At 58.4% G+C, this 13,802-nt stretch carries 16 protein-coding genes; 11 read left to right on the top strand and 5 right to left on the bottom strand.

The genetic code is table 11. From position 1 onward, the window contains the following. The first annotated feature begins 685 nt into the window (after positions 1-685). Positions 686-1,879 carry an acetate/propionate family kinase gene (locus EST62_RS10615; protein WP_167599315.1) on the top strand — a complete coding sequence of 398 codons (1,194 nt, stop codon included), beginning with the start codon at positions 686-688 and terminating at the stop codon, positions 1,877-1,879. Between the two features lie 279 nt (positions 1,880-2,158). Beyond that, positions 2,159-4,531 (top strand): phosphoketolase, encoded by a 2,373-nt coding sequence (locus tag EST62_RS10610; RefSeq protein ID WP_129052054.1) that lies wholly within the window; start codon positions 2,159-2,161, stop codon positions 4,529-4,531. A 73-nt stretch (positions 4,532-4,604) separates the two neighbouring features. On the opposite strand, the gene EST62_RS10605 is transcribed toward EST62_RS10610, so the two are convergent. From EST62_RS10605 to EST62_RS10590, 4 genes are all read right to left on the bottom strand, one after another. After that, a complete protein-coding gene (locus tag EST62_RS10605; protein WP_129052053.1) occupies positions 4,605-4,898 on the bottom strand; it encodes a type II toxin-antitoxin system RelE/ParE family toxin in 294 nt (97 codons plus the stop codon). After that, positions 4,888-5,091 (bottom strand): addiction module protein, encoded by a 204-nt coding sequence (locus EST62_RS10600; RefSeq protein WP_129052052.1) that lies wholly within the window; start codon positions 5,089-5,091, stop codon positions 4,888-4,890. The genes EST62_RS10605 and EST62_RS10600 overlap by 11 nt, the downstream gene beginning before the upstream one ends. A gap of 19 nt (positions 5,092-5,110) precedes the next feature. Then, positions 5,111-5,410, bottom strand: a complete 300-nt coding sequence (locus tag EST62_RS10595) for an addiction module protein (protein ID WP_245153606.1) — start codon at positions 5,408-5,410, stop codon at positions 5,111-5,113. A 62-nt stretch (positions 5,411-5,472) separates the two neighbouring features. Then, complete coding sequence (locus EST62_RS10590) at positions 5,473-6,060, bottom strand: DUF4136 domain-containing protein (protein ID WP_129052051.1); 588 nt, start codon at positions 6,058-6,060, stop codon at positions 5,473-5,475. Positions 6,061-6,350: 290 nt separating this feature from the next. Between EST62_RS10590 and EST62_RS13535 the strand changes: the two genes are divergently transcribed. Genes EST62_RS13535 through EST62_RS10580 form a run of 3 tightly spaced genes read left to right on the top strand, consistent with a single transcriptional unit; the run spans position 6,351 to position 7,143 of the window. After that, on the top strand, positions 6,351-6,542 hold the full coding sequence (locus EST62_RS13535; RefSeq protein ID WP_371414694.1) for a twin-arginine translocase TatA/TatE family subunit: 192 nt from the start codon (positions 6,351-6,353) through the stop codon (positions 6,540-6,542). Beyond that, positions 6,539-6,709 (top strand): hypothetical protein, encoded by a 171-nt coding sequence (locus tag EST62_RS13530; protein ID WP_167599314.1) that lies wholly within the window; start codon positions 6,539-6,541, stop codon positions 6,707-6,709. Before EST62_RS13535 ends, EST62_RS13530 begins: the two co-directional genes overlap by 4 nt. A 26-nt stretch (positions 6,710-6,735) precedes the next feature. Beyond that, a complete protein-coding gene (locus tag EST62_RS10580; protein ID WP_167599313.1) occupies positions 6,736-7,143 on the top strand; it encodes a VanZ family protein in 408 nt (135 codons plus the stop codon). Between the two features lie 41 nt (positions 7,144-7,184). Here EST62_RS10580 and hisF read toward each other — a convergent pair whose 3' ends face one another. Further along, positions 7,185-7,940 (bottom strand): imidazole glycerol phosphate synthase subunit HisF, encoded by a 756-nt coding sequence (gene hisF / locus EST62_RS10575; protein ID WP_129052050.1) that lies wholly within the window; start codon positions 7,938-7,940, stop codon positions 7,185-7,187. 129 nt (positions 7,941-8,069) lie between these two features. On the opposite strand from hisF, the gene EST62_RS10570 reads away from it, so the two are divergent. The 6 genes from EST62_RS10570 to EST62_RS10545 are packed head-to-tail and all read left to right on the top strand — an operon-like array spanning position 8,070 to position 13,641. Beyond that, entirely contained in the window at positions 8,070-8,390 is a 321-nt protein-coding gene (locus EST62_RS10570) for a hypothetical protein (RefSeq protein WP_129052049.1), read from the top strand. Positions 8,391-8,424: 34 nt separating this feature from the next. Beyond that, positions 8,425-9,507, top strand: coding sequence for an NAD(P)/FAD-dependent oxidoreductase (locus EST62_RS10565; protein WP_129052048.1), 1,083 nt, complete (start codon positions 8,425-8,427; stop codon positions 9,505-9,507). Positions 9,508-9,513: 6 nt separating this feature from the next. Continuing rightward, positions 9,514-10,440, top strand: a complete 927-nt coding sequence (locus EST62_RS10560; protein ID WP_129052047.1) for a 1,4-dihydroxy-2-naphthoate polyprenyltransferase — start codon at positions 9,514-9,516, stop codon at positions 10,438-10,440. Continuing rightward, complete coding sequence (locus EST62_RS10555; protein WP_129052046.1) at positions 10,437-11,312, top strand: carbon-nitrogen hydrolase; 876 nt, start codon at positions 10,437-10,439, stop codon at positions 11,310-11,312. The genes EST62_RS10560 and EST62_RS10555 overlap by 4 nt, the downstream gene beginning before the upstream one ends. A 12-nt stretch (positions 11,313-11,324) precedes the next feature. After that, a complete protein-coding gene (locus EST62_RS10550; RefSeq protein WP_167599312.1) occupies positions 11,325-12,566 on the top strand; it encodes a M48 family metallopeptidase in 1,242 nt (413 codons plus the stop codon). A 31-nt stretch (positions 12,567-12,597) separates the two neighbouring features. Continuing rightward, a complete protein-coding gene (locus EST62_RS10545; protein WP_129052044.1) occupies positions 12,598-13,641 on the top strand; it encodes an agmatine/peptidylarginine deiminase in 1,044 nt (347 codons plus the stop codon). The last annotated feature ends 161 nt before the right edge of the window (positions 13,642-13,802 follow it).

Raw genomic sequence — 13,802 nt, 5'->3', positions numbered from 1 at the left:
AAGCAGCGAAATCAACAAAAGATGGATCGCCATGCCCCGACAGGTCGGGCCTCGCGATGACGAATCTCCGTCATTTTTCTTCTGACATGACACTAGACTGTTACGAACAATGGTGATAAATTTTGATGCTATGTTTTTCATATTTTTTTTATCAAATCAAAATAATATGGTGTCTAAAGCGCCTTTGGTTCGCACATCTAAAGGATTTATAAAATATGTCGATGCTTCAAGCTGTGCTACTTCTCTGAACTACTCGAACGTTACTTCGATACTTCAAATACTACGGGTACTGCCGGAACTGCGTTTTTTGATGTTGAGGAGATGGGAGTGTTCGCTTAAAAGTTAATGCCGCTGATGCGCGAGATCCAAACGGATTTCTTGATTATTTAAGTTTACTATAAAATAATTTTATCTATAAGTACCCTATTGGCGTGTTGCTGACGAGTTGGTCTTTAGGGGCTTTTTTTTGGATTGTTCAGGAAGTCTCCACAAAGAGCAAATAAAAAACCGCAAAGCACGTCCACCTTGGCCACTGCGTCCACCTCCTTCCCCTCCCCCTGAGTTTTCAGGAACGTAACGACTTGCCGACTTGGTTAGTGTTGTCTGTCGCGTATCTTTGCGTGACTTGAAGGGACGGTGGCGCGGTTTGCCGTTTGCGCCTGCAATTTTTCGAGGAGTTTTTGCCATGATGCCCAGGCCTGTGATTACGATTCTCGCCGTCAATACCGGCTCGTCGAGCATCAAGTTCTCGCTCTACGAGAGCGGCGAGAAGGAGGAGCTGCTCTTTTCCGGATCGCTGACCCGCATCGGGCTGAAGGACGGGCGCTTCTCCGTGACCGATCCGCAGGGGCGGTACATCGATTGCGAGCGGGTTGACGCCCCCGATCACGCAGCGGCGTGTCGGCATGTCTTTTCGTGGATCAAGCGGCACGGCCCCGGAATGCCCGACGCGGTGGGCCACCGGGTGGTGCATGGCGGGCCGCGCCACACCGCGCCCGAAAAAGTCACGCCTGAACTGCTCGCCTCCATCGCCGAACTCGTACCCTACGCTCCCGAACATCTTCCGCAGGCGCTGAACGCCATCCGCTACGCGGCCAACGAGCTGCCGGGCGTCTTTCAGGTCGCCTGTTTCGATACCGCCTTCCACAGCACCATGCCGTCGCTGGCGAAGCTTTGCCCCATCCCGGAAGAGTTCCGGAAGCAGGGGGTGCAGCGTTACGGGTTCCACGGACTTTCCTACCAGTACATTCTCAGCCAACTGCAAGCCGAAAGCGATCCGCTGGCCCGCAAGGGGCGCGTCATCCTCGCGCATCTCGGCCACGGCGCGAGCATGGCGGCGGTGCTCGACGGGCGGAGCGTCGAGACGACGATGGGCTTTTCGCCCGCAGGCGGCCTGGTGATGAGCACACGCACGGGCGATCTCGATCCGGGCGTGGTGCTTTTCCTGTTGCAAGAGGGCCATCTCGACGCCGATGCGCTTCGGGACATGGTGAACAAAAAGTCCGGCCTGCTGGGCGTCTCCGGCCTGAGCGCCGACATGCGCGATCTGCTCGAAGCTGAAGCGGACAATCCGCAGGCCCGACTGGCCGTGGAGCTGTTCTGCTACTCGGCGCGCAAGCACATCGGTGCGCTCGTGGCGGCGCTCGGCGGTCTCGACATGATCGTCTTCACCGGCGGCATCGGCCTGCACTCGCCGGAGATTCGCGAGCGCATCTGCGAGGGCCTCAGCTTCCTCGGCCTCCGGCTCGACCACGAGAGGAACCGGAACCATTCTGGAGTGATTTCGCAGGAAACCGGCAAGATTGTCGTCAAAGTCATTGAGACCAACGAAGAGGTGACGATTGTCAGAGAGGCAAGACGTGTGCTCGAAGGTGGTTAGTGTGATGCCGATATGGTGTGGTTACCGGTTTGGCATTGAGTGATGAAAGGGGGACGGTTCCGATTGGTTGGGCGCCGCCCCTCATTCAAGATGATGAGACTGGGATGATGCCCGGAAATTTTTTTGATCGACCATAGCCCCGCGCTGAAACAAGGGGCAACTTCATGGACAAGTTAAATGCCAAGAGTTCCGGCAGACATCGGGACTTCGCATGATGGAAAAAATAGCTGATCCGGCACATTGCTGGACTGAAACAATGAAATCAAAGGACAAAAATTAATGACTGAAATGACAGCCCCGCTTTCTGAACGTGAACTGGAATTGATGAACGCTTACTGGCGGGCGGCCAACTATCTCTCGGTTGGCCAGATCTACCTGATGGACAATCCGCTGCTCAAGCAACCGCTCTCCAAAGAGCATATCAAGCCCCGCCTGCTTGGCCACTGGGGCACCACTCCCGGCCTCAATTTCCTCTACGTGCACCTGAACCGCATCATCCGCAACCGCGACCGCGACATTGTCTATATCGCCGGGCCGGGCCATGGCGGGCCTGCGCTGGTGGCGAACGTCTGGATGGAGGGGACGTACAGCGAGTACTACCCCGACGTGTCGTTCGACGAGGCGGGCATGACGCGCCTGTTCCGGCAGTTCTCCTTTCCCGGCGGCATTCCGAGCCACGTGGCTCCCGAAACTCCCGGCTCGATCCACGAGGGGGGCGAGCTTGGCTATGCGCTGTCGCACGCATACGGCGCGGTGTTCGACAATCCCGATCTCGTCACGGCCTGCGTCATCGGCGACGGCGAGGCGGAGACCGGCCCGCTGGCCACGGCGTGGCACAGCAACAAGTTCCTGAACCCGGAGCGCGACGGGGCGGTGCTGCCGATTCTGCACCTGAACGGCTACAAGATCGCCAACCCGACCGTGCTGGCGCGTATTTCGCACGATGAGCTGGAGAAGCTCATGATTGGCTACGGCCACAAACCGTACTTCGTCGAGGGCGACGATCCCGAAACGATGCACCGGGCGATGGCCGAAACGATGGATCGCTGCTTCGACGAGATCGCCGAAATCCAGCGCCGGGCGCGGGTCGAGGGCGTGACCGAACGCCCGATGTGGCCGATGATCGTCTTCCGCTCGCCGAAGGGGTGGACGGGGCCGAAGGTGGTTGACGGCAAGCCCGCCGAGGGGAACTGGCGCTCGCACCAGGTACCCTTCAGCACCGTGCGTGACAATCCTGAGCACATGGCGCTTCTGGAGTCGTGGCTGAAGAGCTACCGCGCCGAGGAGCTGTTTACGCCAGATGGCGTACTCTTGCCGGAGTTGCAGGCGCTCGCGCCGAAGGGCAAAAAGCGCATGGGCGATATTCCCCACGCCAACGGCGGCCTGCTCCTCAAGGAGTTGCGGATGCCCGATTTCCGCGACTACGCGCTCGACGTGCCGAGGCCCGGCGCGGTGGAGGCCGAAGCGCCGAAGCCTATGGCTCGTTTCCTGCGCGACGTCATGAAGATGAACGACAAAATGGCCAACTTTCGCGTCTTCGGGCCGGACGAGACCGCCTCGAACCGCCTCGGCGACCTCTTCGATGAGACCCAGCGAACCTGGATGGCCGAGATGATTCCGAGCGACGATCATCTTTCACCAGAAGGCCGCGTGATGGAGATTCTCTCGGAGCACACCTGCCAGGGGTGGCTCGAAGGGTACTTGCTGACCGGTCGCCACGGCTTTTTCTCCTGCTACGAGGCGTTCATTCACATCATCGACTCGATGTTCAACCAGCACGCCAAGTGGCTCAAAGTGACCGACAGCGAAATTCCGTGGCGACGGCCCATCGCCTCGCTCAACTACTTCCTCACGTCGCACGTGTGGCGGCAGGATCACAACGGCTTTTCGCATCAGGATCCGGGCTTCATCGACCACGTGGTGAACAAGAAGGCCGAGGTGATTCGCGTCTATCTGCCGCCGGACGCCAATACGCTGCTTTCGGTGACGGATCACTGCCTGCGCTCGCGCAACTACATCAACGTGATCGTTGCGGGAAAGCAGCCCGCGTGGCAGTGGCTCGACATGGAGGCCGCCGTCCGGCACTGCACCAGCGGCATCGGCATCTGGGAGTGGGCCTCGAACGACGCCGGGAGTGAGCCGGACGTGGTGATGGCCTGCGCGGGCGATGTGCCGACGCTCGAAACGCTGGCGGCGGTGAAGATTCTGCGAAAACTCGCGCCGGAGCTGAAGATACGGGTGGTCAACGTAGTCGATCTCATGACGTTGCAGCCGAAAGAGGAGCATCCGCACGGTCTCAACGACCGCGATTTCGACGACATGTTCACGAGCGACAAGCCGATTCTCTTTGCCTATCACGGCTACCCGTGGCTGATCCACCGCCTGACCTATCGCCGCACGAACCACAACAACCTGCACGTGCGCGGCTACAAGGAGGAGGGTACCACGACTACGCCATTCGACATGGTGGTAATCAACGACCTCGACCGCTTCCACCTCGTCGCCGACGTAGCCAACCGCGTGGAAAGCCTGAGGCCGCAAGCCGCCTACATCAAACAATACGTCCGCGACCGCCTGATCGAGCACAAAGAGTACATCACCAAATACGGCGAAGATATGCCGGAGGTGAGGGACTGGAAGTGGGAGGATTGATTTTGGGGATATGAAATGAAAAGCGGCCTGTAATGGGCCGCTTTTTGTTGGAGGGAGGGATAGGATCAGATTGTCAGCTTAACCGATTTTGCCAATATCTTGGTTCTCGATGCATGTTTGCGATGGCCCAAATCACAAGTTCATTTTCTTCTGCGGTGTACAATATTTTATAGGGAAATCTTGGGATAAATGCCTTATAAATATCATCGGATTCTTTTAAATACCAGGTTGGATTTCTGGCTAACTTTCTGACCTGATCCCGGAAAATCTGTCTGAATTGTTTGCCAAGACCTTTGGATTGAAGTTCATACCATTCAATGGCCTCATCCATTTCCTGAGCCGCCAGATCATGAATTCTAATCTTCATGATACAGACTGTCAAAATCGATTAATTTCGCTTTTCCAGTCTTTACAGCATCAATTCTTTCTTTGACTTCAGTTATCCATTTTTCCCTGATTTTTTCGTCTTCGTGTTCAATGCTCGCCAGGATAAGTTGTGCGAATTCCACCCGTTCATTTGGCGACATTGCCAACGCTTGATCCAATAATGCTTGTTCCATGATTTTCTCCGCTAAATTTTCATCTCCTGTTGATCCTTTCCATTACCTCTTCGACCGGCGAAGCCTTGATTTTTCCTTCTTTGCAGGCGTCGAGCCTCGACTCGAATTCAGCGGCCCACGCGGCATCGATCTCGGCTTTGCGAGGAGTGTCGAAACTCTGGAAGAGTCGCTCAATCATCTCCGCCCTTTCAGCGGGGGTTAAGCTGAGGGCATCGTTCATTATTTTTTCGGCGGTCGCTGTCATATCGTATTCCTGTTTGCCTTTCAGGTATTTTCGTTCAAGCAAATGAAAAATATCCAACGAACCATCAAGGTGCAAATCGGAGAAATGGCAGGGCAGGCGCGGAGACCTGCCCCTATCAAGATCGAGGTCGTTACCGTTTACCTCACCAGCGGCGGGAATTGGACCATGATTTTTGTAACCACTTCGTCGATGTCGCGCTGCATCTGCAGGGAGGTGTCGTAGTCCTTCAGAATGCCTCGTGCTATGCCGCTCCAGGCGATGTCGTCGCTTCGGGTGTCGATGATGTCGATGATGAGTGTGCCCTCTTCGTAGTAGCTGACTGCCGGGTACGGATACGGGTCGTACCAGATGGTTGTGTAGCCGTGCCGTCCCCAGCGGTGGTAGTAGCCGCGGCTGTAGGCGAAGCCCACCGGCGGCGCGACCACCACCCGCTCGCGGACTCTCGCATGGAGCGCTACGGTGAAATCGACCGGGCCGGAGGCTTTCAGCACGAAGCCTTTGGCAGCCAGTTCACGATCGACCGCCGATTTTATGTGCTTGTAAACAAAGGGGTTGCGGGCAAGAATGTCGTCGCTGATTCCGGCGCTGTCCTCGCTCGACCAGCGGTAGGTTTTGTAGCGCTCGAAAGGCATCGAGCGGTCGTAGTCGCTGACGACCCTGTAGTTAGAGCACCCCGCCAGCGTCAGCAGGGCAATTAACGGGAAAATCCAGAATCGCGTTCGCATGGCAAACTCCGTCTGATTGGTTGTGATTTATTTCTTGCCATCAATTTGACGTCAACGGGTAAGCGATCCAGCATAGAGACGGGGGCAGAGGCAGCGCAAGAAAAAAAAGTGACGTCAGATGAAAGAAAACAACCGTCTTTAGCGTACCACCTTATGGGTGTCTATTGTCATTCGGTTGCCGCAGGATCTGATGACCGCCGCAATCTTCCGTGTTGCGTGAAACCTGTCCCTGCGGAGCCGACAGGCGAGGCGATGGTTTGGCTGGCAGAATTTTCGAGCGTGAACGGGGGATGGATTTGCCTTTTTTTCATCAAAACGGAGTACTTTTCATGGATGTTGGCGGACCTGAGTTGTTGCTAATCCTGGCGGTCATACTGGTGCTGTTTGGTGGACAAAAGATATCGGAACTATCCAAAGGGCTAAGAGTATCAAGGAGTTCAAAAAAGCGCAGGCCAACATCGAGTCGTAGTTTCACAAGGTGATCGACGATGTTTTGGATGTCGGCAAGCAGGTGGGAAGCTCGGAGAAGAAGGTCTGGGCTGTAACCGTTTCCAGCGCTCTGGCGGCGTTCACGGCAGGATGTTTTCGCTCTTCGATGAAGCGTATTTTCGTTACAATGTTTGATATCGAGAGTATGGCATCTGCCTGAGCGCTGAACGGCAAAAAGAAAAAAGCATGATACCCCTTTCCCCGTCCGAAAAGATTACGAGAGAATACAACCGTTTGTGGATCATCTCCATCGCCCGGATTTCGCTCGTTTTTGCGATCTGCTTTATTCTTTACGAAGCGGCCATCCCGCACCCCATTCCACCGCCAAGAATGGATTTGGGGGACAAGGTGCTTCACGCTGCGGCTTTTTTCACGCTGACCGCTCTCACGGAGCTGTCATTTCCATCCTCGAAATTTCTGCTGTGGAAGGTGCTTTTCCTGATGGGTTTCGGGCTGTTCATCGAGTGGCTTCAGTCTCTTCTGCCCTGGCGCAGTGCCGATGCGTCGGACTTTCTTGCCGACTGTATCGGTATTGCGGCGTTTCTGGTTCCGATGCTCCTGACGCGCTTCGTTCTCCGGTTTGTCAAACGTTGAGGTTGAAACCGCGTTTCGTCAGGTTGTCTGCGCCTGATCGCTCAGAGCCTGACGACAATACCTTTGTCGCGCAGGTACTCCTTGGCCTGCCGGATCGAGTAGGTGCGGAAGTGGAAGATCGAGGCTGCGAGCGCTGCGTCGGCGCAGCCGTCGGTGAAGCCCCGGTAGAGATGTTCGAGGTTGCCCGCGCCGCCGGAGGCGATGACCGGGATGTGCACGGTGGTCGAGATCATCTTGAGGATTTCGTTGTCGTAGCCCTCCTGGGTGCCGTCGCGATCCATGCTGGTCAGCAAAATCTCCCCCGCGCCAAGCTCTTGCACCTTGTGCGCCCACTCGACCGCTTCGTACTCCGTCGGCTTTTTGCCGGAGTGGGTGTGCACGACGTAGCGCCCATCGACCTTTTTTACGTCAACCGCCACCACCACCGCCTGCGAGCCGAACCGTTCGGCGATGCGCGAAATCAGCTCCGGCTCGCTGACCGCCGCCGTGTTGACCGACACCTTGTCCGCGCCGTGGAGAAATGCGTCGCGCGCCCGCTCGACCGAGCTGATGCCGCCGCCAACGGTGAGCGGAATGAACACCTCGCCTGAAACTTTCAGCACCTCTTCGAGAGTTGTCCTTCTCGACTCCAGCGATGCGGAGATGTCGAGGAACACCAGTTCGTCGGCCATTTCGTTGTTGTAGAACCGGGCCTGTTCGAGAATCGAACCGGCGTCGCGGAGACCTTCGAAGTTGATTCCTTTGACCACCCGTCCATCGCGGACGTCGAGGCAGGGTATGATTCGTTTGGCTAACATGTGCGCGATACTGTTTATTGGCCGGACTCCGGCCCGGTACATCGGATGACTTTGAATCTGCCGCAATATATCAAAGTCTTCTTATATTGAGCCGCATTCAAAGCAGCCAACAGAAAAAGAGAAACTGTCATGAAATTTCCTGTTTGCGATTTCGCAGAATCCGAAGAGGGATTCTATTCCCAGTGCGCAAGCTGTCCCATCGAGTCCAGCCAGGCCGGTTGCGCCCTCGACGAGCAAGGCGACGGCACCTACCTGTTCACCGGCCAGACTCCGCATGGCGGCGTCAGGGCGGTGTTCTATTTCAAGAACGATGCGGGCGACAGGGTTGCCAAGCAGGAGGCGGTGCATGTCGAAATCCACGAGTTTGACGAAGCGAATCTGCTGGTCGCCATTCTCTATGGCATGGTCGATCCGGAAGGGATGATCTACCTGAAAAAGTCCGACAACTGAGGCGTCAGGGCAAACACCCAACAAGGCATTCATCATGTTAGATATTCACAATCCAGCGACCGACCACCACGATATACGGGATCTGACCATCATCGGCGGCGGCCCGACCGGCATCTTTGCGGCCTTCCAGTGCGGCATGAACAACATCAGTTGCCGCATCGTCGAGAGTATGTCGCAGCTCGGCGGCCAGCTCGCGGCGCTCTATCCCGAAAAGCATATCTACGACGTGGCGGGCTTTCCGGAAGTTCCGGCCATCGATCTGGTCGAGAGCCTCTGGGCGCAGGCCGAGCGGTACAACCCCGACGTGGTGCTGAACGAGGCGGTCACCAAATACACCAAGCTCGACGATGGCGCCTTCGAGACCCGTACCAACGCGGGCAACGTCTATCGTTCGCGCGCGGTGCTCATCGCGGCGGGGTTCGGCGCTTTCGAGCCGCGCAAGCTGCCGCAGCTCGGTAACATCGACCGGCTCACCGGCAGCTCGGTCTATTACGCGGTCAAGTCGGTCGAGGATTTCAAGGGCAAGCGCGTGGTGATTGTCGGTGGCGGCGATTCGGCGCTCGACTGGACGGTCGGGCTGATGAAAAACGCCGAGTCGGTGACGCTGGTGCATCGCGCCAGGGAGTTCCAGGGGCATGGCAAGACCGCCCACGAGGTCGAAGAGGCAAGGGAAGCGGGCACGATCGACGTGCATCTCGAAACGGAAGTGGCGAGCATCGAGGAGTCGAATGGCGTGTTGACGCGCGTGCATCTGCGCTCCGGCGATGGCTCGGAGTGGACGGTCGAGGCCGATCGTTTGCTGATTCTGATCGGCTTCAAATCTAACCTCGGCCCTCTGGCCGGATGGGATCTTGAACTGTGCGAGAACGCGCTGGTGGTCGATTCCCATATGAAAACCTCCGTCGATGGCCTCTATGCGGCGGGCGACATCGCGCACTATCCCGGCAAGCTCAAGATCATCCAGACCGGGCTGAGCGAGGCGACGATGGCCGTGCGCCACAGCCTCTCCTATATCAAGCCGGGCGAGAAGATTCGCAACGTCTTCAGCAGCGTCAAGATGGCCAAGGAGAAGAAGGCCGCCGAGGCCAGGCAGGCAGAAGAGAACAAGGCAGAGTAAGTTACTATGGCCGTTTCGACTTCGACACAGCCATCGGCGTTTCAGGCGTGGATGCTGGCGATCCGCCCGAAAACCCTTCCGGCGGGCGCGATGCCGGTGGTGATCGGTTCGGCGCTCGCGGCGGCTGACGGCGTGTTCCGCCCGCTTCCGGCGCTGGTGGCGCTCATCTGTGCCCTCGGCATCCAGATCGCCACCAACTTCATCAACGAGATTTACGACTTCCGCAAAGGCGCCGACACCGCCGAACGGCTCGGCCCGACGCGCACGGTGGCCGCCGGAATCATCACCGAGCAGACGATGACTCGCGTCTCCATCGGCCTCGGCGTTTCGGTGTTCGTGCTCGGCTTGTACCTCGTGGCCATCGGTGGCTGGCCGATTTTTCTGATCGGCGTGCTGTCGCTGCTCTTCGCCTGGGCCTACACCGGCGGACCGTTTCCCATCGCTTACTCCGGGCTGGGCGACGTGTTCGTCTTTATCTTTTTCGGCCTCGTGGCGGTTGGCGGCACCTACTACGTGCAGGCGCTCTCGCTGCCGACGGCGGTGCTCGTGGCCGCCGCTGCGCCCGGCGCGTTCTCGGTCTGCATCCTGCTCGTCAACAACATCCGCGACATCGCCACCGACCGCAAAGTCGGCAAGATGACGCTTCCGGCCCGCATCGGCGCTCCGGCGGCCCGCGCGCTCTACGTTGCGCTGACCGTTCTCGCTTACGCCGTGCCGCTCTGGCTGGTCGTAAGTGCTGGTTACTCGCCGTGGTGCCTGTTGAGCCTCCTGAGCCTGCCGCTCGCTATTGGCCAGGTGCGCATGCTGTTCGCCTCCGAAGGGCGGGCGCTGAACGCGGTGCTGGCGGGTACCGGCAAGGTGCTGACCGTGCACGGCGTGCTTTTCTCGGTTGGCCTCGTTATTCCGCAACTCATTTCGATTTTTCGTCCATGAACACCGATCAGGTTTGCGTCGCGCTCGTGCAGATGAGCTGCGTAGAGAGTCCGCAGGAGAATCTCCAGAAAGCTGAGAAACGCATCCGTGAAGCTGCGTCGGGCGGGGCGAACATCGTCTGCCTGCAGGAGCTCTTCACCACGCTCTACTTCTGCCAGACCGAGGAGTACGAACCGTTCGGGTACGCCGAGCCGATTCCCGGCCCCTCGACTGCTGCGTTGCAGGAGCTGGCCGCCGAACTCGGCGTGGTGATCGTGGCCTCGCTCTTCGAGATTCGCGCTCGTGGCGTGCACCACAACACGGCGGCGGTGATCGACGCCGACGGCAGCTACCTCGGCAAGTACCGCAAGATGCACATTCCGGACGATCCCGGCTTTTACGAAAAGTTCTACTTCATTCCGGGCGATCTCGGCTACAAGGTGTTCCAGACGAAGTTCGGCGCTATCGGCGTGCTCATCTGCTGGGATCAGTGGTATCCCGAAGCCGCGCGGCTCACGGCGCTTCGCGGGGCGGACATCATCTTCTATCCCACCGCTATCGGCTGGGCCACCTCCGAGACCTCGCAGGAGGTTCGCGCGAGCCAGCGACAGGCGTGGAAAACTTCGCATCTCGGTCACGCCGTGGCCAACGGCGTTTTTGTGGCCGCGGCCAACCGTGCGGGCACGGAGGGCGAGCTGGAGTTCTGGGGCAACAGCTTCGTCTCCGATCCCTTCGGTCAGGTGGTTGCCGAAGCCGCGCACAACGGCGAAGAGATTCTCTACGCCGACTGCGATTTCTCGAAGATCGGCTTCTATCGCTCCCACTGGCCCTTCATGCGCGACCGGCGGATCGATTCGTATGATGAGATAACCCGGCGCTGGATCGATGAATAAACCCCTGTGACGATGAACCTGTTCGGCCAAATCATTCTCTTCACGCTCATCGGCACCTGGCTCATCAAGCTGGCCGCCGACCTCATGAACCTTCGCGCGGCGTCGCCGACGCTTCCCGAGGCGTTTCGCGACGTCTATGATCCGGCGGACTACCGCCGCTCGCAGGAGTACCTCCGGGCCAACACCAAATTTTCGCTCATCAGCTCGACCTTCGATCTCGCCCTGCTGCTCGTCTTCTGGTTCGCGGGCGGCTTCAACTGGCTCGACCAGCTCGTTCGCGCGTGGGGCTTCGATCCGGTCATCAACGGCGTGCTCTACGTTGGCGCGCTGCTCCTGCTTCAGGGCGTCGTCGGCCTGCCGTTCAGTGTTTATCACACCTTCGTGCTCGAAGAGAAATTCGGCTTCAACCAGACCACGCCGAAGGTGTTCGCCGCCGATCTCGTCAAAACGCTTGTGCTTGCCGCCGTCATCGGCACGCCCGTGCTGGCGGCGATCCTCTGGTTTTTCCAGAGCGCCGGGCCGCTCGGCTGGCTCTGGGCGTGGGGCGGCGTGACGGCGTTCAGCCTGCTGTTGCAATACGTCGCGCCGACCTGGATCATGCCGATGTTCAACAAGTTCGAGCCGCTTGAAGATGGCGAGCTGCGCCGCTCGATCATGGATTACGCCGCCGAGGTGCGCTTTCCGCTCACCGGAATTTACGTCATGGACGGCTCCAAGCGCTCGGCGAAGGGCAACGCCTTTTTCACCGGATTCGGCAAGAACAAGCGCATCGCGCTCTTCGACACGCTCATCAAGAACCACTCGACCGGCGAGCTGGTGGCCGTCCTCGCGCACGAAATCGGCCACTTCAAGAAGAAGCACATCCTGATGTCGATGGTGCTGAGTATGCTCAACCTCGGCGTCGTCTTTTACCTGCTCTCGCTCTTTATGAACAACCAGATGCTCTTCGACGCCTTCGACATGCAGCAAACCTCGGTCTATGCGAGCCTGCTTTTCTTCATGCTGCTCTACAATCCGGTAGAGTTCATCATTTCGATTCTGATGCAGATGCTCTCTCGCCGCAACGAATTCGAGGCAGACCACTACGCCGTCACGACGTATCGAAATGGCGCACTTTTGGCTGACGCGCTCAAGAAGCTTTCGCGGCAGAACCTCTCGAACCTGACGCCGCACCCGTTCAACGTGTTCCTGAACTACTCCCATCCGCCGGTCTTGCAGCGCGTCGAAAGGATCGAAGCGGCGGCCCGGCACTGAACTTCCAACCCTTTCCAGTCACCACGCACCGATGAGCGAACCGACCTGCTTCATGCCGCCCGAGTGGGCGCCGCATACCTCGACCTGGCTTTCGTGGCCGCACAAGCTCGAATCGTGGCCCGGCAAGTTCGAGCCGGTTCCGGCGGTCTTCGCCGAACTGGCTTTTCAGCTCAGCCGCTCCGAGACGGTCAACATCAACGTGCTCGACGACGCGATGGAGGCCGAGGCGCGGACGCTGCTCAGGGAGCGCGACCCCGAAGGCAAATACGCCGAGAGGATCGTGTTTCACCGGATTCCGACCAACGACGCCTGGTGCCGCGACCACGGTCCGAACTACGTCATCCGCACTCGCGGTGAAGAGCGTGACAAGGTCATTATGAACTGGGAGTACAACGCCTGGGGCGGCAAGTACGAGCCGTACGACGACGACAACGCCGTCCCGGAGCGCGTGGCGAAGATTCAGGGGCTGCCGATGATTTCGACCGGTATGGTGCTTGAAGGCGGCGCAATCGACGTCAACGGCGCGGGACTTCTGCTCACCACCAGTGCATGTCTGCTCAATCCCAACCGCAACCCTTCGATGAGCAAAGCGGAGATCGAAGCGCAGCTTTCGCGCTACCTCGGCATCCGGAAAGTGCTCTGGCTCGGCGACGGCATCGCAGGCGACGACACCGACGGCCACGTCGATGACATGGCCCGCTTCGTCAACGAAAACACCGTCGTGATCGCCGTCGAGGACGACCCCGAAGACGAGAACTACCAGATACTTCAGGAGAACTACGAACTCCTCAAAACCATGACAGGCCTCGACGAAGAGCCGCTCACCGTCGTCAAGCTCCCCATGCCCGACCCGGTGTATTACAACGGCGAACGCCTGCCCGCCAGCTACGCCAACTTTTACATCGCCAACACCGTCGTCCTTGTTCCCACCTATCGCTGCTCACAAGACCAGCAGGCAATCGATATTCTCCAGCAATGCTTCCCAGACCGCGAAGTCATTGGCATCGACTGCAGCGACCTCATCTGGGGCCTCGGCGCGATTCACTGCGTCACGCACGAAGAGCCGGAGGGGTGAGCAGTGCGGGATGGAATCGCTATCGCTGTGGAAATCGGCTGGAGGCTCGATAGCGATTTCAAATTTGTGAAGTGGACCCCAGCCGTCAGACAGAATCGGGTCGAGTTTAAGCTGGTAACTCGCCGTTGTTTCATGCAGCTGATTGCTGCTGTGTAACCTCT

It is taken from the genome of Chlorobaculum sp. 24CR (genome assembly GCF_004118635.1).
Taxonomy (GTDB): Bacteria; Bacteroidota; Chlorobiia; order Chlorobiales; family Chlorobiaceae; genus Chlorobaculum.
This window is presented reverse-complemented; position numbering and strand designations above follow the sequence as displayed.